This is a genomic window from Brachybacterium sp. YJGR34, from assembly GCF_003347015.1.
Lineage (GTDB): Bacteria > Actinomycetota > Actinomycetes > Actinomycetales > Dermabacteraceae > Brachybacterium.
In genome coordinates this window covers 42066-57728 of record NZ_PNFB01000006.1, presented here as the reverse complement: position 1 = coordinate 57728, position 15663 = coordinate 42066, and the positions used below count along the sequence as shown (strand labels likewise).

Sequence of the window (15663 nt, the reverse complement as noted above, 5' to 3'; positions counted from 1 at the left end):
ACCGCACCACCACGAGAAGGGCGAGAGATGACCACCACCACGCTTCCCGGCGGGACCTGGATGCTCGGCGACCGCACGGTGACCCGCTTCGGATACGGCGCGATGCAGCTGGCCGGCCCCGGGGCGATGGGCCCACCCGCCCGACGCGACGAGGCGATCGCGGTCCTGCGCGCCGTGGTCGAGCAGGGCATCACGCACATCGACACCAGCGATGCCTACGGACCGCGGATCACGAACCAGCTCCTGCGCGAGGCGCTGCATCCCTACCCGGACTCACTCGTCCTGTCGACGAAGGTCGGAGCGGTCCGCGATGCGGAGGGCGGCTGGCCCCCGGCCCGGGATCCCGAGTCCCTGAGGAGGCAGGTGCACGAGAACCTCGAGTCCCTCCAGACGGACGCCCTGGACCTGGTGAACCTGCGGATGGGCGACGCATCGGGCCCCCGGCCGGACTCCCTCGCCGAGGCCTTCGAGACCCTCGCCGGCCTCCGGCGGCAGGGCCTGATCCGCGAGCTCGGCCTCAGCAACGTGACCGCCGACCAGGTCACCGAGGCGCGGAGCATCGCCCCGGTGGTCTGCGTGCAGAACATGTACAACCTGGCCCACCGCCAGGACGACGCGCTCGTCGACGAGCTCGCCGCCGACGCCATCGCCTACGTCCCGTTCTTCCCGCTCGGCGGCTTCACCCCGCTCCAGGCGGAGGCGCTGACCTCGGTGGCGGCGCGGACGGGAGCGACGAGGATGGCGGTGGCGCTGGCCTGGCTCCTGCAGCGCTCGGAGAACATCCTGCTGATCCCGGGCACCTCACAGGCGGCGCACCTGCGGGAGAACATCGCCGGCGCCGCGCTGCACCTGACGGCGGAGGACATCGCGGAGCTGGATGACATCGGCGCCTGACGGCGCTGTGCTCGAGGTGGTTCCTGAGCAAGAATGAGGCGCTCCGACGCATCCCGGGGAGAGGAGTCCGCGCCGTGCCCGTTCTCGAGCAGTCGATGGAACGGTGGGGGCTCTCGCCGGCCGATGGCGCACAGCCGCGCGAAGCGCGCTCACCGGCGTCCGTCCACCACGTCCTGGGGCGGCACGGCCGCGCGGTCCTCAAGGTGACCTCGTCGGCCGCCGGCGGGGCCGCGGTGCGGGCGGCGCGCCGCGAGCTCGCGTTCTATACCGAGATCGCCCCCGGCCTCCCGCACGTGGCGCCGCGCCTCCTGGAGGCGACCGAAGGGTCCGACGGCACCGCCCTGCTGATCGAGGCCGCCGGCCGGGTCCTGCCCGTCGAGGACTGGGACACCGAGCGCTGGTCGCTTCTGGCCGAGACGATGCACCAGGTGCACGCGGCAACGCCGACGCTGCACGAGGAGCTCGCGCCGTCTCACCCCCTGGAGGAGGTGCTCACCGTCCCCGACTGTGACGGGAGCACCGCGTTCTGGCGCGACCTCTCCCCCGCGCTCGACGAGGTGCTCGCGGCGGTACGGGAATCCGTGCCTCCCCTGCTGGACCGTGGCGCCTTCGTCCACGGGGACCTGCACCTGGACAACGTCCTCGCCTCGGGCGACGACCTGCGGATCGTGGACTGGCAGCAGTGCGGCGCCGGCTCGGCGGCCGCGGACCTCGCCTTCGTCGACGTCCGGCTCGCCCCGGCAGGGCGGGCGGCACCGGACGCCTTCCTCGCCGCCTACGCCGCCGCGGGCGGCGAAGACCTCTCCAAGCTGCGACGGGCGACCGCGCTCATCGAGCTTGCGACGTACCTGCTGGTGTGGCCGCCGTTCGCGGCGTACAACGGCCGCGAGGGCGTCGCCAGGGTCCGGCGCCGCACGGCGGACCTGGCACGGTGGGCGCTCACCGAGTGATGAGGTGACTCGCCGGCTCCTGCTCGGACGCCCGGCCGGGACGACGCGGGGGCACTCCGGCCGAAGAGCTCGACGCCGTCGGCCTCGAGGGAGCTCAGGAGGCGTCGGCGCTCGCCGCGGCCGCGCGAGCGAGCCATGCCGGAGTGCGTCCCGGGCGCTGAGGCGGGATCAGCTCGCCCGCCTCGCAGCAGGAGACGAGCTGATGCGCGCGGCGCTCCCGGGTGGCATCCCGCTTTGCGGACATGATCCAGTGCCGCGCCGCCTTGCGGTAGCCGGGCGTCGCCTGCGCGAGGAAGGCGAGCGCGCCGGGCGAGGCATCGAGGATCTGCTGCAGATCGGGCGCGAGCTCGGCCTCGGGGTTCTCGTGGGAGTAGGTGCCCGTGCGGTCCTCGCTGCGGCTCTCGAAGGCCGCGATCCCCGCCGGGTGCATCCGGCCCTCCGCCCTCAGGCGCTCGACGTGCGCGATGTTCACCCGCGACCAGGTGCTGCGGGCCCTGCGCGGCGACCAGCGCTGGCGGCGCGAGTCGGCATCGATCCGCTGTGAGACGGAGTCGATCCATCCGAAGCAGATCGCTTCGGGGACGGCATCGGCCCAGGTGAGTCCCCGCTCCTCGACGTGCGCGAGCCGGAGCCCCATCCACAGCTCGCTCGCGGAGTCGTGGTGGAGCTCGAGCCATCGGCGGAACTCCGCGGCATCGCGGAAGAAGAGCGCGGGGCGCTCCGTCGTGCCGCCCGGGGTGCCGGGATCGTCGGACATGCGCCCAGTGTACGGAGCGCCGGCTGCTGTCACCGCGGCGGCGTCGCGGTCTCCGGCAGACCGAACCGCGCGAACAGCCGCGGGTCGAAGAAGGCGACGACATGGGCGACGCCGGTGGGCGTCACGGTGAGCACCTGCAGGTTGAAGGCTCGGTGCACGCCGTGCTCGTCCGGCATGTAGAGGGCGAAGGCCGGCTGGCCGTTGGCTGCGACGGGCACAAGGTGGTGGTCCCCCGGCCCCTGCGCCGGGCTCTGGGCATCGACCATCGCACCGATCTCCGCGGCACCGCGGAACCACTCGGGGTACGGCGGCATCTCGTAGACGGCGTCCTCGGTGAGGACTGCGACGAGCCCCGGGATGTCGTTGGCGCGCATCGCGGTCTCGAAACGTTCGAGGATCTCCCGCTCCGTGCCGGGTTCCACCTCCCCCACCTCGTCCTCCGTCGGCGCCTCCTGCGCGATCCGTGTCCGCGCCCGCTGCAGGAGGCTGTTGACCGCCTGGGGCGAGGTCTCGAGCATGGCGGCGACGTCCGCGGCGCTGAAGACGAGCACGTCCCGCAGCAGGAGCACGGCGCGCTGGCGCGGTGGGAGCATCTGCAGCGCCACGATGAACGCGAGGCGCACGCTATCGCGCCGGGTGACCGCGACCGCCGGGTCGCGCGCCTCATCGCCCAGCACCCCGAGGGCGCCGTCGGGCGCCGGCTCCGCCCAGGGCAGCTCAGGCCACGCCGCCAGGTCCGCGGCCGGATCCGCGGCGGGCCCTCCCAGCCCGGTGGGCATCGCGCGCCGGCCCCGGTTCTCCACCGCGCGCAGGCAGCAGTTGGTGGCGATCCGGTGCAGCCAGGTCCGGATCGAGGACCGCTCCTCGAAGCCGTCGTAGCTGCGCCAGGCACGCAGCAGGGTCTCCTGGACGGCGTCCTCGGCATCGTGGATCGAGGCCAGCATCCGGTAGCAGTGGGCCAGCAGCTCGGACCGGTAGGGCCGGACCCTGCCGGTGAAGTCGTCGAAGCCGATCGTCATGAGGCCCTCACGCTCCTGTCGGTCCGGTCCGCGGGCGCCGGCGCCGCGGGAGGCGTGCGAAGAAGGGTCACGGCGCACAGTACTCCGAGCGCCGCCACGGCGGCGAGGACGGCGAGCGCGACAGCGAGACCGTCGGTCAGCGCGGAGATCGTCGGGACACCGTCCGCGGCGCGGGTCGCGACCCCCGTCACGATGGCCGCGGCGAGCGCCGCACCCAGGGTGGTCCCCACCGCGAAGCTGGTCTCCGCGAGGCCGGCTGCCAGCCCCGAATCCCGCGCATCCACCCCGTTCAGCGCGGCGATCTGTCCGGCGACGAAGGCTGCGCCCGTCCCCGCACCGAACACGATCAGACCGGCCAGCAGGTCCTCGACGAGACTCCCGCCGACGGTCAGGCGGCTGAGCATCAGGCAGGAGATCGTCAGCATGATCATGCCGAGCGAGGCCACGAGCCGGACGCCCGTGCGCGAGACGAGGTGCTGCCCGAGCGCCACCCCGAGCACCGAGGTGACCGTCATGATCACCATCGACAGGCCGAACTGCAGCGCCGTGAAGCCCAGCACCTGCTGGGCGTAGAGCGTCACCACGAGCAGGAGCCCGTCGACGGCGATCCCTGCGATCACGATCACCAGATTGCCGCCGAGGACGGTGCCTGCGGAGAAGATCCTGGGCGGGACCAGGGGCGCCGTACCGCGAAGCTCGATGAGCACGAACAGCGCCCCGGCGATCGCCGCGCCGATGGCGCATCCCATGGAGGTCGCATCGATCCCGTGCCCGGCGAGGCGGAACACCGCCAGGAGAGCGAGGACCAGCGCGGCGGTCGCCGTCAGCGCTCCTGGCAGGTCGAGCGGCTGCGTGGTCCGCGCCCCGTGCGGCAGCAGCGCCGGGCTCAGCAGCAGGACCACCACGCACACCGGGACGTTGGTGAGGAAGATCCAGGACCATCCGGCCCATTCGGTGAGCGCGCCGCCCGCCAACAGGCCGACGGTCGCCCCGGTCCCGCCCAGGCCTCCCCAGATGCCCAGCGCTCGGTGGCGATCCGGGCCGTCCGGGAACGCCTGCATGAGCACGGACATCCCCGCCGGGGTCATGACGGCGGCACCCACGCCCTGGGCGATGCGCGCGGCGATCAGCGCCTCCGCGGAGCCGGCCAGACCGCAGGCCAGGGACGCGGCGGCGAAGGCCGCGGTGGAGAGCAGGAAGGTGCGGCGAGCGCCCAGATGGTCCGCGAGCCGTCCGCCCAGCAGCAGGAGGCCGCCGATCGAGACGCCGTAGGCGGTGATCACCCATTGGATGCCCTCGGGCGCGAATCCCAGGTCGCGGGCGATGGCGGGCAGCGCCGTGTAGACGCTGGTCGAGTCGAGCACCGCCATGAACATCGCCGAGCACACGATGCTCAGGACCCACCATCGGCGTGATGTGCTCGCCGGTCGTCTCCGCTCCTCGGTCATCATGGCTGTCCCTCTCCGGCCCGCGAAGGACGCGGGCCTGGCTCGTCGTCGGGTCCTCTCCCCAGGAGTGATCCGCGAGACGGCGGGAACTCATCGGTCGGGTCGGGACGAGCGCGAGCACAGCGCGGACGTCAGGCGCGCGAGGGCGCGGTGCGCGCCGCGGAGCGCCGGGGATCCGACCGCCTTCGCCCGATCATCCTGGTCGGCGTCGCCGCGCTCGGCGCCCCGGCACTCCTCATCGACGGGGAGGCTGTCGCCGTGCTCTCCAGACAGTTCGCTCGGTGGATCGCCGGCGCGAACCGCCCTGCCCTCGCGGGCGCGGAGGACGCGGCCGCGGGACGCCGAGCCGTCCGTAGAGGCTGCCCCCGGGCCGGAGGGCCTGGCTCAGAGGGTCCTCGCCGCGACGGATCTCGTCGATGGTCTCCCTCACCCAGAGCGGCAGGAGGAAGCGCGGCAACCAGAACATCCCGATGAGCCCGATCATCGCGGAGGCGACGAGAATGCCGAAGAGCAGCAGATAGACGATGCCGAGCAGCAGAGGTCCGTCGAGGGCCGCATCGAGCAGCGCGCGCATCAGCAGCACGTCGGCGAAGGCGATCCCGAGGTACAGTCCGGCCAGACCGGGCCAGCCCGGGAAGAAGGACTTCAGCGCCAGCCAGGACACGTACGTCCCCCGGTAGGCCATGATCCCGGACACGAGGAGGACGGCGCTCATGGCGCCCAGGAGCGTCGTCCCCAGCCAGTCAGCCACGAGATCTCCTCTCGCGTCGCGGTCCGTGCGCGTCCGGCGCCACCGCCCACACCATCACCACGGCGAGCACAGCGACCGCCAGCGGCCCGACGGCCATCCCGCCCAGGGTCCGGGGAAGCGCATCGCGGATCCAGCCGGTGTCCGTCCATCCGGACGCCAACCCTTCGCCCCAGGTCAGCACCGTGACTCCCACGCACACGAGCGCGACGAGGCCCACCACGGCGGTGATCCCGATCTTCCTCCACGCGATCCTCACCGCCGGGGACCCCGGGGCGCGAGACGGCTCCACCGTCCGTCCGCTGTGCTTCTCGACGGCGCCGACGACGCCCCGGGAGCGCGCCCGGAGCCGGGAGAGGTCGAAGCGGATCGGCCCGCTGCCCGAGCCGGTGTCGCGGATCCCGACCTCGAGTTCGCCCGTGCTCCGGTTCCACACCAGGCTCTCCACCTGCCCCCATTCGATGACATGCGGATCGCGCTCGGCGAAGGTGCGGTGCAGGCCGCGCTCGTCGACGACGAGCCCCCACGGGGCCTGCTGCGTCCGGCGACGGCGGCCGACGAGGCGGAGGCACCAGAGTCCCGCCAGGATCGGTCCCGAGAGCAGCATCGCCATCTCGATCGTGGTCCCCCGATCGATGTGCTCGAGGGTGGTCTGCTGTGCCAGGATCGCGTACCCACCGACGGCGTTCAGGGCGATGGCCTGCACGGTCGCCAGCACTCCGCAGACGACGACCGTCAGGAACGCCAGCTCGAAGGCGAAGGAGCTCAGTGCTCCTGCGCCCGTGGTCCCCGAGTACTTCGCCATGGACTGCTCCCCACCCCTGTCGTCGAGACGCCCGCAGCCTCGCTGCCACCACCCCTCGTGGGCACGGCGTCGCCGCACATCGTCCCAGATCGACGCGGCGACTCGGACCTCCGCGCTCCGAGGCCCGGCGAGGGGCGGAGGGATCAGGAGCGAGGACCGCTCGCGGCGAGGACGGCGGCGAGGCCCTGCTGCAGGTCCCGCACGAAGAACCGGGGCACCTCGAGCGACGGGAAATGGCCGCCGCGCTCGGGCGTCTCCCAGTGGACGATGTCCCGGTACCGCTCCTGCGCCCACGGGCGCGGACACCGCTCGATGTCGCGGGGGTAGGTGGTGATGGCCGACGGGACGTCGACCCGGAGCTCGGGGTCGTAGGCGTTCACCCCGCCATGGCTCTCGGCGTAGATGCGGGCCGCGGACGCCCCGGTCCGCGTCAGCCAGTACAGGGTCACGTCGTCGAGGAGCCGGTCCCGGGAGATGGTCTCGAACGGGCTGTCCGCGGTGTCGGTCCACTCCGCGAACTTGTCCAGGATCCAGGCGAGCAGACCCACCGGGGAGTCGACGAGCGCGTACCCGATGGTCTGGGGCCGCGTCGCCTGCTGCTTCGCGTACGCCGCGCGGTACGTCCAGAAATCGGCGGTCCCCTGGGCCCAGGCGCGCTCCGTCGCCGTCAGGGAGTCCATCGACAGGCCGGGCGGCGCCTGCGCCACCGTGGTGTGGATGCCGATCACCTGCTCCGGGAACCTGCCGCCCAGGACGGTGGTGATCACACCGCCCCAGTCCCCGCCGTGGGCGAGGAACCGGGGGTAGCCGAGCCGTCCCATCAGCTCCACCCAGGCCGCGGCGATCCTCCCGACGCCCCACCCTGTGCCGGCGGGACGGTCGCTGTACCCGAAGCCCGGCAGCGAGGGCGCCACGACGTGGAACGCGGGCGCGGAGGGGTCCGACGGCTCCGCCAGCTCGTCGACCACGTCGACGAACTCCGCGACGCTGCCCGGCCAGCCGTGCGTGAGGAGCAGCGCGGTGGCGTCGGGGCGCGAGGACCGTCGGTGCAGAAAGTGGATCCCCAGACCGTCGATGGTGGTGCGGAACTGCCCGATGCTCTCGAGCCGCTGCTCGAAGGCGCGCCAGTCGTAGCCGGTGCGCCAGTGGTCCACCAGATCCACCAGATCGGCGAGGGGCACGCCCTGGTCCCACCGACGGGGGTCGGGCGCGGGGCGGTGGCAGGTCTCCGCCTCCGGCAGCCGCGCCGCGGCCAGCCGGGCCCGCAGATCCTCGAGCTCGGCGTCGGCGACGTGCGCGACGAAGGGGTGCACTGTGCTGTCTGGTCGAGACATGGGACGTCCTCGTCGTCGCGGAACCGGCCGTGGCGAAGCTAGCAGGCCCCGAGGGGTCCCACCACCCCCTTCCACGGATCCGCGATCACGTGCCGCTGCGTCGTCTGCCTGTCATCTCCTCGCCAGTCCCCCGTCACCGTCGCAGGGTTCACTGACGACCATGCATCACTCCGCCGCCCCGAACCGTCGCTCCCTCCTCCAGGGCGCCGCCGTCGCCGCGCTCGCCACGTCCCTGCCGGTCGCCGCCCCCGCGCTGGCCACCCCGGCCCGGCCCACCGGCCCTGTCGGCTCGCGGCTCACGCTGCCCTCCGGTCTCCAGACCGGCGACGTCACCTCCTCCAGCGCGGTGCTGTGGTCCCGTGCCTCCGGGGAGGGGCGGCTGCACGCCGTCCTGCACGCCCTGGACGCCGACGGCGAGCGCCTCACCGGCAACGGCAAGGGCGCAGGGAAGGGCCGCGGCGGACAGCCGATCACCCTGCGCGGCTCCCGGGCCACCGCGGACACCGACTTCACCGCGCGGATCACGGCGAAAGGGCTGCCCGCGGGCACCGCCTACGAGACCGAGCTGTTCTTCGAGGACGAGAACGGCCGGCAGAGCGAGATCGGCACCGGCAGCTTCCGCACCGCCCCCGGCACGCACGAGGGCGGCGCGCAGAGCTTCGTCTGGACGGCGGACACCGCCGGCCAGGGTTACGGCATCAACCCGGACGTGGGCGGCATGTTCGGCTACGAGACGATGCGCGCCCTCGCCCCGGACTTCTTCCTCCACGCCGGCGACACCGTCTACGCGGACGGTCCGATCGCCGAGACCCTCGAGGAGCCGGACGGCGCCCTCTGGCGCAACCTGGTCACCGAGGAGGTCTCCAAGGTCGCCGAGACCCTGCAGGAGTTCCGCGGTCGCCACTCCTACAACCTCCAGGACGACAACGTCCGCGCGATGTACGCCGAGGTCCCCGTGATCGCCACCTGGGACGATCACGAGACCACCAACAACTGGTGGCCCGGCGAGATCCTCGAGGACGAGCGCTACTCCGTCCGCGACGTGAACACGCTCGCCGCCCGTGGGCGCCGCGCCTGGCAGGAGTACCAGCCGATCGCCGATCCCCGCGCGATGGGGCAGGGCTCCGGCTTCGAGCCGGCGCGCATCTACCGCCGCATCGAGCGCGGCCCGGAGCTGGATGTGTTCGTGCTGGACATGCGCACCGCCAAGGGCGAGAACACCCCGGGCATGGAGCAGGAGGCCACGTCGATCCTCGGCGAGGAGCAGCTGGAGTGGCTGCTGAAGGGTCTGCGCACCTCGAAGGCGACCTGGAAGGTGATCCTCGCGGACCTGCCGCTGGGCATCATCGTCCCCGACGGCGAGGGGCAGGAGTCGATCTCCAACGCCGAGCACGGCGCTCCGCTGGGACGCGAGCTCGAGCTGGCCCGCCTGCTGTCCGGGATCAAGCACCAGGGGACGAAGAACATCGTCTTCCTCACCGGCGACGTCCACTACTGCGCCGCCCACCACTACTCCCCCGAGCGCGCCGCGTTCACCGACTTCGACCCGTTCTGGGAGTTCGTGGCCGGCCCGATCAACGCCGGCTCCTTCGGCCCCAACGAGATGGACGGGACCTTCGGGCCCGAGGTCGACTTCCAGAAGGCCGGACCCGCCATGGGCTCCCCGCGCGACGGGAAGGGCCAGTTCTTCGGCCGGGTCGAGGTGGCTCCCGACGGTGAGGAGTTCACCGTCGAGCTGATCGACGCCACCGGCGAGGTGCAGTACACGCGCACGCTGACCCCGCAGCGCTGAGGGCGGGGCGGCAGAGCGCTCCCGCGCGGGCGCGAGGACCACGGGCGAGCACCGCAGGAGCACCGGCCCCTCACCGCGCTGACGCGGTCCCCGCGCGGGACAGGAGCCAGCGGCGCAGAGCACCGATCCACTCGTCGGGGGCGTCGAGGTGCGCATCATGGCTCCCCGCCGGCAGGTCGGTCCGATCGGCTCCGGGCCGACGCCGCATCAGCTCGTCCTTCTCGGCATCGCTGAACATCCCGCTGCGCGCGAAGATGGCGAGCGTCGGGACCCGCAGCGACTCCCACTCCTCCCAGCGCGGCACGTGCACGGCCTCAATCGTGCGCTGCATGATGTCCGCGTCGAAGCGCGGTCGCAGACCGTCGGGGCTCGTCTCGAGATCGGCGATCCATGCTTCCGCGATCGCCTCCGATCCGAGGAACGCGCGCGCCGCGTCCTCGTCGGCGAAGGGCACGGGCCAGGACGCGAAGAACCTCCCCAGGCCGACTGCAGAGCCCGGGTCGTCGTCGCCGGCGACATGCCCTTCGAGCAGGACGAGACCCGCGACGAGATCCGGACGCGCCGCCGCGGCGAGGACAGCTGTGTGCGCCCCCATCGACTGACCGACCAGATAGCTCCGCTCCCCCGGCGCGCGCTGCTCCAGGACGCGCACGACATCACCGACGAAGGCCTCACGCGACAGATCCGCCGGTCGCCGGCTGCTGCGGCCGTGCCCGCGCTGGTCCATCAACAGCACCCGGAAGTCGTCACTCAGCGCCCGTGCCGTCGGCAGCATCTCCCGGGAGCTCCCGGCGAGGCCGTGGAGGAGCAGGAGCGGCGGGCCGTCGCCGCCGACCTCCGTCACGGCGATCGACACGGGATCACCCACCGGAGCTGCCACGTGACGCGCGGTGCGATCGCGGCGGGTGCGGCCAGCCGGAACTCGCCCGCGCGACGAGCTGCTGCGTCACGGCGACATCGAGCCCCCGGACGACGTGGGACATCATCGGCGACCACCTCCTCATGCACCCCAGATGCTAGCGCCGCATCGCATGCCGGCTCGGCAGAGGGTCCCCATCGACCTGCGGCGAGCGGCAGATCTCGCCGCGGACAGCCGGGGCGGTCTCGACGGTCGAACGCTCGGCGAGCACACTGGGCGCATGGAGTCTCACCACGATGTTCTCGCCTCGTCGAGATCATGGACACCGCTCAACGGCGCGACTGGCGCGAGGGCACGCGCTACTCACCCGCCGGCATCCGCGGACGCCTGTCCAGGCTTGAGGTCATGGTGCCGGTGACGCTCCGTCCCCTGCAGTCAGGTGACCTCGACCAGCTCTACGCCTGGGAGTGCGACCCCGACAGCATCCGGCAGGCGGCGTTCACCCGACCTGACCCCGAGGACCGATCAGCGTTCGACGCCCACTACGCCCGCATCCGCGCCGACCGGGACGTCCTCCTCTGCGCGGTGCTCGCGGACGATGTGCTGGCCGGCGTGGTCGGCAGCTTCACCATCGACCACGAACGCGACGTCACCTATTGGGTGGACCCTGAGCAGCGCGGCCGCGGAATCGCCACGGCCGCGCTGTCCGCCCTGCTCGAGCTCGACATGACCCGCCCGATCTTCGCGCGCGTGGCCGCCCACAACACGGCATCCGCAGCCGTGCTCGCGCAGTCCGGCTTTGCACGGGTCCGAACCGTCCGGTCCTTCGCCCACGGAGTCGGTCAGGAGATCGACGAGCACGTCTTCCGCCTCGACGCAGCAGCGACGTCCACGCGGTGAACCGCGTCCCCCGCGCGGCCCCGTCTCTCGCAGCCGAGATTCGATGGCGCCGTCGCCGACGACCGAGGGCAGTGGATCCATCGGCTCTGACCGTACGGCGGAAGACCTCTGCTCACGCCGGAGAGGTCGCGAAGGAGTCGCGGTGCTCGGCGACGAAGGCGTCCAGGCTGATCGGCGGCCGGCCGCCGAGCTGCTCCACGGTGTCCGTGACCTCCGCGAAGACGCCGCTGCGCGCTCGCGCGAAGAGATCGGACATCGACCGCAGCATCTCGTCGCCCTCGAGGATCGCGGCCGACGGCTCCTGCGCGTGCACCGGGGTGCCGAGGGCGGCGGAGAGCTCCGCCGCGATCTGCGCATCCGTCACCGCGTCCGGCCCGGTCACGGTGTACGCCGCCCGATCATGCATCTCCGGGTCCCGCAGGATCTCAGCCGCCACGGCCGCGATGTCGCGTACGTCGACCCAGGCGATCGGTGCCGCGCCGGCGGGGAGGCGGAGCACGCCGTCGACGAGGATCCCGTGGGGGAAGTCCCGGGGCTCGACCAGCGACTGGAGGAACCAGGAGGGGCGGAGGATCGTCCAGTGGCGAGCCCGCGTCACCAGCTCCTCCTCCACGCGCCGCGCCCAGTCGCCGGACGCCAGGGCGCCCGCGCCCTGCTCGGACAGCAGCACCACGTGGGCGTCGGCGACCATGTCCAGGAGCTGACGGACGAGGTCGGGAGCATCGTCGAGGTCCGGTCGCATCAGGAAGATCCGATCGGCCCCCGCGACGGCTGACCGCCAGCCCGACGGGTCGTGCCAATCGAATGCCACCAGACCGTCACGCTGAACGGCGCGCCGCGACGTCCCTCCATATGCCGCGAGAACCGGGTCCCCGGAGAGGAGCTCCAGAACCGACCGGCCGGTCTTCCCACGACCTCCTGTCACGAAGGCGGTGTGCTGCATGCTCGGATCTCCGATCTGCTTGATAGTCTCAAGTACCTGCCGCCCACGGTACTTGAGGTCATCAAGCACTGGCCATACCCTGCCTCCATGCCACTCTCCGCCCCTCCAGCTGCGACGACGGACGACGTGCTCGGCGCGCTGTCCGCCTTCGTCGACGACTACAACCGGGCCTACGAGAGGGCGGCACAGCAGCACGGCCTCACATCGGCACAGGCATGCGTCCTGGGCCGCCTCGATCGGCCGCGACGCATGAGCGAGCTCGCCGCGGCGGTCGGCTGCGACGCCTCCAACATCACGCAGATCATCAAGCGGCTGGAGAATCGATCGCTGGTCCAGCGCCGCGCATGCCCCGAGGACGGACGCGCACGCCAGGTCGTCGCCACGGCGGACGGAGAGGCGACGAGGGCCGCATTCGACGCCTCCTTCGCCTTCGTCCGGGAGATGGTGGAACCCCTCGACGGCGAGGAGCAGACCCGCCTCGCGTCCCTCCTGCGGAAGGCGATGGGCGCGGCGCCTTCCCGACACGGCCGACCGCACTGAGGTCCGAGCTCCTCGAGCAGTTCGAGCACGACGCCCCCTGCCCGCACCCTCGGGCCGACGGACCACGTCCAGCCTCGCGGCCGGTCCCCTGACGCCCTGTCCTCACCGCATGCCCTGGCCCGCGGCGGAGACCATCGTGGTGGAGGTGGCCGGGGCCGTGGCACCTCCGGTCCGGGAGGACAGCATGCCCGCCAGCCACGTCGCGACCCTGGTGAGGACGTAGTTGATGACGATGAAGATCAGCGCCGCGACGACGAGGGTCTGGAGGATGTTGGAGTACCCCGCGCCGAGCTGGCGGGAGTACTGCAGCAGCTCGTAGAAGGCGATGAGGAAGCCGAGGGCGGAGTCCTTCAGGATGACCACGAACTGGCTCAGCAGCGAGGGCAGCATGGCGGTCAGCGCCTGCGGGACCTCCACGATCCGCAGGGACTGGGAGCTGGTCATGCCGAGGGCGGCCGCCGCCTCCCGCTGCCCCCTCGGCAGCGACCTCACGCCCGAGCGGATCAGCTCCGCGATGACGGCGCCGTTGTACAGGGTCAGGCCGATGATCACCGCGAAATAGGCGGAGTCCGCCGAGGCGATGAGGCCGGTGGGCGCCACCTGACGGGAGAGGAAGAAGTACAGGAAGAACATCATCACCAGGACCGGCACGGCGCGGAAGAACTCGACGACGACGCTCGAGGCCCCACGGACGATCGCGAACGGGGCCAGCCGCAGGAATCCGAAGACCAGCCCGAAGATCATCGCGGTGAACACGGCGATCCCCGAGGACTGCAGGGTGAACTTCAGGCCGGGGAGGTAGTAGTTCGCCCAGGCGTTGGCATTGAGCGCGTTGGTCCACTGCTGCGGGGCCAGCTGACCCTGACGGTTCAGCTGCAGCAGCACCACCGCAGCGACGACGAGAACCCCGGCGAGGGCGAGGAGGTTGGCGAGGAGGATCTTCCGCCGGGCCCGTGGTCCCGGCGCGTCGAAGAGGATTCCGGCTTCCGCGCTCATCGTGCCACCGACAGCTTGTCGGACAGCCAGGTGGTGAGGATGCCCATGGGGATCACGAGCAGGCAGAAGCCGATCGCGATGGTGAGGAAGATGTAGACCATGAGATCCGGGTTGAACTCGATCATGGTGCTCATCAGGCCGGACGCCTCCGCCACCGAGGCCGCGGCCGCGACCGTGGTGTTCTTGGTCAGGGCGATCAAGGTGTTGCCCAGCGGGGTGATCGCGCCGCGCAGCGCCTGCGGGAGCACGATGATCCGGGCGGCCGGCAGGAAGCTCAGCCCGATCGCTCGTGCCGCCTCGACCTGCCCCAGGGGCACGGTGTTGACCCCCGAGCGGATCGCCTCGCAGACGAAGGAGGCGTGGTAGAGCGTCAGGGCGATCACGGCGTAGGTGAAGAAGTTCAGGGCGAAGCTCGAGAAGAACTCGACCTGGAGCTGACCCCACACCGCCAGCACACCGAGCACCATGATGATCGTCAGCGGCGTGTTGCGCACGATGTTGACGTACGCGGTGCCGATGGCACGGAAGGACTCCACCGGCGAGATCCGGAACAGAGCCAGGATCGTGCCCAGGACGAAGGAGCCGACCGCCGCGATCGCCATCAGCGTGACGTTCATCCAGAAGGCGCCCAGCACGTCGTACTCGGCGAGGAGCTCGATGAATCCGTTCATGTGCCTCCTGTCTCGCGGTCCCGTGGCCCGGGGCGGATCCAGCGTGGCCGCGGCCGCGGGAGGGGCGGAGACGGGACGGGCGATCTCCCGTCCCGTCTCCGCCGGGCGGTGCGGTGCGGACGCTCAGTCGTCGCAGGACTCGAGCTCGGCCTCCGGGCCGTTGTTCAGCTCCTCGTCGGGGGTGTACCCGGTGCCCTCGGTGGCGGTGTCCAGCGCCTCCTGCCAGGCCCCGTCCTCCTTCATCTGCGTGATGGCGGCGTTGATGTCCTCGCACATCTCCGAGCCGGTGGGGATGCCGACCCCGTAGCGCTCCACCGAGAAGGCGTTGCCCACGACCATGAACTTCTCGGCGTTCTCCGGGGTCGCGGCGAGGCCGGCGAGGATGATGTCGTCGGTGGTCACCGCATCCACCTGGCCGGATTCGAGGTAGGTGACGCACTCGGCGTAGCCACCCTGCTCGACCAGCTCCACACCCTGGGCGTACTCCTCCTTGATCTTCTGGGCGGAGGTCGAGCCCGTGACCGAGCAGAGGTTCTTGCCGTCCAGGGCGTCCGGCCCGGTGATCTCGGTGTCATCGGCGCGGACCAGGAGATCCTGGCCGGCCACGAAGTAGGGACCGGCGAAGTCGACGCGCTCGTCGCGCTCGTCGGTGATGGAGTAGGTCGCGAAGATCATGTCGACCTCGCCGCCCTCGAGCGCGTTCTCCCGGTTGGCCGAGGGGGTCTGGACCCATTCGATCTGGTCCTCGGTGTACCCCAGCTCCTCCGCCACGTACTTCGCGACCTCGACGTCGAAGCCGGTGGGGTCGCCGTCGCCCTCGCGGAAGCCGAGGCCCGGCTGGTCGTACTTGATGCCGATGCGGACGGTGTCCCCGCCGCCCTCGGCCTCTCCTCCCTCGTCCCCTCCGGTCTGCGACGGGGCGCAGGCGGACATGATGAGAACGGATGCGGCGGCGACCGCCGCCGCGGATGCGAGCTTGGTGCGCATGATTCCTCCAGAGGGTCGGT

16 protein-coding genes are annotated in these 15663 nt (G+C 71.7%); 5 read left to right on the top strand and 11 right to left on the bottom strand.

What is annotated here, in order from left to right:
* The first annotated feature begins 27 nt into the window (after positions 1-27).
* Positions 28-894 carry an oxidoreductase gene (locus CXH06_RS07630; RefSeq protein WP_114854579.1) on the top strand — a complete coding sequence of 289 codons (867 nt, stop codon included), beginning with the start codon at positions 28-30 and terminating at the stop codon, positions 892-894.
* A 74-nt stretch (positions 895-968) separates the two neighbouring features.
* The gene (locus tag CXH06_RS07625) at positions 969-1844 is read left to right on the top strand and encodes a phosphotransferase family protein (RefSeq protein ID WP_114854578.1); all 876 of its coding nucleotides are present in this window, start codon (positions 969-971) and stop codon (positions 1842-1844) included.
* Positions 1845-1938: 94 nt separating this feature from the next.
* On the opposite strand, the gene CXH06_RS07620 is transcribed toward CXH06_RS07625, so the two are convergent.
* The 6 genes from CXH06_RS07620 to CXH06_RS07595 form a co-directional block, all read right to left on the bottom strand.
* The gene (locus tag CXH06_RS07620; protein ID WP_114854577.1) at positions 1939-2601 is read right to left on the bottom strand and encodes a YdeI family protein; all 663 of its coding nucleotides are present in this window, start codon (positions 2599-2601) and stop codon (positions 1939-1941) included.
* A 29-nt stretch (positions 2602-2630) separates the two neighbouring features.
* Complete coding sequence (locus CXH06_RS07615) at positions 2631-3620, bottom strand: sigma-70 family RNA polymerase sigma factor (RefSeq protein WP_114854576.1); 990 nt, start codon at positions 3618-3620, stop codon at positions 2631-2633.
* Positions 3617-5071 carry an MFS transporter gene (locus tag CXH06_RS07610; RefSeq protein ID WP_114854575.1) on the bottom strand — a complete coding sequence of 485 codons (1455 nt, stop codon included), beginning with the start codon at positions 5069-5071 and terminating at the stop codon, positions 3617-3619. Before CXH06_RS07610 ends, CXH06_RS07615 begins: the two co-directional genes overlap by 4 nt.
* Positions 5072-5303: 232 nt before the next feature.
* Positions 5304-5819 carry a hypothetical protein gene (locus CXH06_RS18330; protein ID WP_157975655.1) on the bottom strand — a complete coding sequence of 172 codons (516 nt, stop codon included), beginning with the start codon at positions 5817-5819 and terminating at the stop codon, positions 5304-5306.
* Entirely contained in the window at positions 5812-6621 is an 810-nt protein-coding gene (locus CXH06_RS07600; protein WP_114854574.1) for a hypothetical protein, read from the bottom strand. The genes CXH06_RS18330 and CXH06_RS07600 overlap by 8 nt, the downstream gene beginning before the upstream one ends.
* 143 nt (positions 6622-6764) lie before the next feature.
* Positions 6765-7955 (bottom strand): epoxide hydrolase family protein, encoded by a 1191-nt coding sequence (locus CXH06_RS07595; protein WP_114854573.1) that lies wholly within the window; start codon positions 7953-7955, stop codon positions 6765-6767.
* A gap of 160 nt (positions 7956-8115) precedes the next feature.
* Between CXH06_RS07595 and CXH06_RS07590 the strand changes: the two genes are divergently transcribed.
* Positions 8116-9747 carry an alkaline phosphatase gene (locus CXH06_RS07590; protein WP_114854572.1) on the top strand — a complete coding sequence of 544 codons (1632 nt, stop codon included), beginning with the start codon at positions 8116-8118 and terminating at the stop codon, positions 9745-9747.
* Between the two features lie 70 nt (positions 9748-9817).
* On the opposite strand, the gene CXH06_RS07585 is transcribed toward CXH06_RS07590, so the two are convergent.
* Positions 9818-10603, bottom strand: a complete 786-nt coding sequence (locus CXH06_RS07585) for an alpha/beta fold hydrolase (protein WP_232820258.1) — start codon at positions 10601-10603, stop codon at positions 9818-9820.
* A gap of 321 nt (positions 10604-10924) precedes the next feature.
* Between CXH06_RS07585 and CXH06_RS07580 the strand changes: the two genes are divergently transcribed.
* Complete coding sequence (locus CXH06_RS07580) at positions 10925-11506, top strand: GNAT family N-acetyltransferase (protein ID WP_198684042.1); 582 nt, start codon at positions 10925-10927, stop codon at positions 11504-11506.
* A gap of 112 nt (positions 11507-11618) precedes the next feature.
* Here the strand turns inward: CXH06_RS07580 and CXH06_RS07575 are convergent, their stop codons facing one another.
* The gene (locus CXH06_RS07575) at positions 11619-12248 is read right to left on the bottom strand and encodes a hypothetical protein (protein ID WP_114854571.1); all 630 of its coding nucleotides are present in this window, start codon (positions 12246-12248) and stop codon (positions 11619-11621) included.
* Positions 12249-12575: 327 nt separating this feature from the next.
* Here CXH06_RS07575 and CXH06_RS07570 point away from each other — a divergent pair, with 327 nt between their 5' ends.
* On the top strand, positions 12576-12989 hold the full coding sequence (locus CXH06_RS07570) for a MarR family winged helix-turn-helix transcriptional regulator (protein WP_232820257.1): 414 nt from the start codon (positions 12576-12578) through the stop codon (positions 12987-12989).
* Between the two features lie 102 nt (positions 12990-13091).
* On the opposite strand, the gene CXH06_RS07565 is transcribed toward CXH06_RS07570, so the two are convergent.
* From CXH06_RS07565 to CXH06_RS07555, 3 genes are all read right to left on the bottom strand, one after another.
* Positions 13092-13985 (bottom strand): amino acid ABC transporter permease, encoded by an 894-nt coding sequence (locus tag CXH06_RS07565; protein WP_114854569.1) that lies wholly within the window; start codon positions 13983-13985, stop codon positions 13092-13094.
* Positions 13982-14656 carry an amino acid ABC transporter permease gene (locus CXH06_RS07560; protein ID WP_114854568.1) on the bottom strand — a complete coding sequence of 225 codons (675 nt, stop codon included), beginning with the start codon at positions 14654-14656 and terminating at the stop codon, positions 13982-13984. The genes CXH06_RS07565 and CXH06_RS07560 overlap by 4 nt, the downstream gene beginning before the upstream one ends.
* Positions 14657-14779: 123 nt before the next feature.
* Entirely contained in the window at positions 14780-15643 is an 864-nt protein-coding gene (locus tag CXH06_RS07555; RefSeq protein ID WP_114854567.1) for a glutamate ABC transporter substrate-binding protein, read from the bottom strand.
* Between the last annotated feature and the right edge of the window lie 20 nt (positions 15644-15663).

What these genes read in the sequence shown, in the direction of transcription:
- CXH06_RS07630 (WP_114854579.1), top strand. Translation starts at nt 28, where the DNA reads ATGACCACCACCACGCTTCCCGGCGGGACCTGGATGCTCGGCGACCGC.
- CXH06_RS07620 (WP_114854577.1), bottom strand. Translation starts at nt 2,601, where the DNA reads ATGTCCGACGATCCCGGCACCCCGGGCGGCACGACGGAGCGCCCCGCG.
- CXH06_RS07615 (WP_114854576.1), bottom strand. Translation starts at nt 3,620, where the DNA reads ATGACGATCGGCTTCGACGACTTCACCGGCAGGGTCCGGCCCTACCGG.
- CXH06_RS07610 (WP_114854575.1), bottom strand. Translation starts at nt 5,071, where the DNA reads ATGATGACCGAGGAGCGGAGACGACCGGCGAGCACATCACGCCGATGG.
- CXH06_RS07600 (WP_114854574.1), bottom strand. Translation starts at nt 6,621, where the DNA reads ATGGCGAAGTACTCGGGGACCACGGGCGCAGGAGCACTGAGCTCCTTC.
- CXH06_RS07595 (WP_114854573.1), bottom strand. Translation starts at nt 7,955, where the DNA reads ATGTCTCGACCAGACAGCACAGTGCACCCCTTCGTCGCGCACGTCGCC.
- CXH06_RS07590 (WP_114854572.1), top strand. Translation starts at nt 8,116, where the DNA reads ATGCATCACTCCGCCGCCCCGAACCGTCGCTCCCTCCTCCAGGGCGCC.
- CXH06_RS07580 (WP_198684042.1), top strand. Translation starts at nt 10,925, where the DNA reads ATGGACACCGCTCAACGGCGCGACTGGCGCGAGGGCACGCGCTACTCA.
- CXH06_RS07575 (WP_114854571.1), bottom strand. Translation starts at nt 12,248, where the DNA reads ATGCGACCGGACCTCGACGATGCTCCCGACCTCGTCCGTCAGCTCCTG.
- CXH06_RS07565 (WP_114854569.1), bottom strand. Translation starts at nt 13,985, where the DNA reads ATGAGCGCGGAAGCCGGAATCCTCTTCGACGCGCCGGGACCACGGGCC.
- CXH06_RS07560 (WP_114854568.1), bottom strand. Translation starts at nt 14,656, where the DNA reads ATGAACGGATTCATCGAGCTCCTCGCCGAGTACGACGTGCTGGGCGCC.
- CXH06_RS07555 (WP_114854567.1), bottom strand. Translation starts at nt 15,643, where the DNA reads ATGCGCACCAAGCTCGCATCCGCGGCGGCGGTCGCCGCCGCATCCGTT.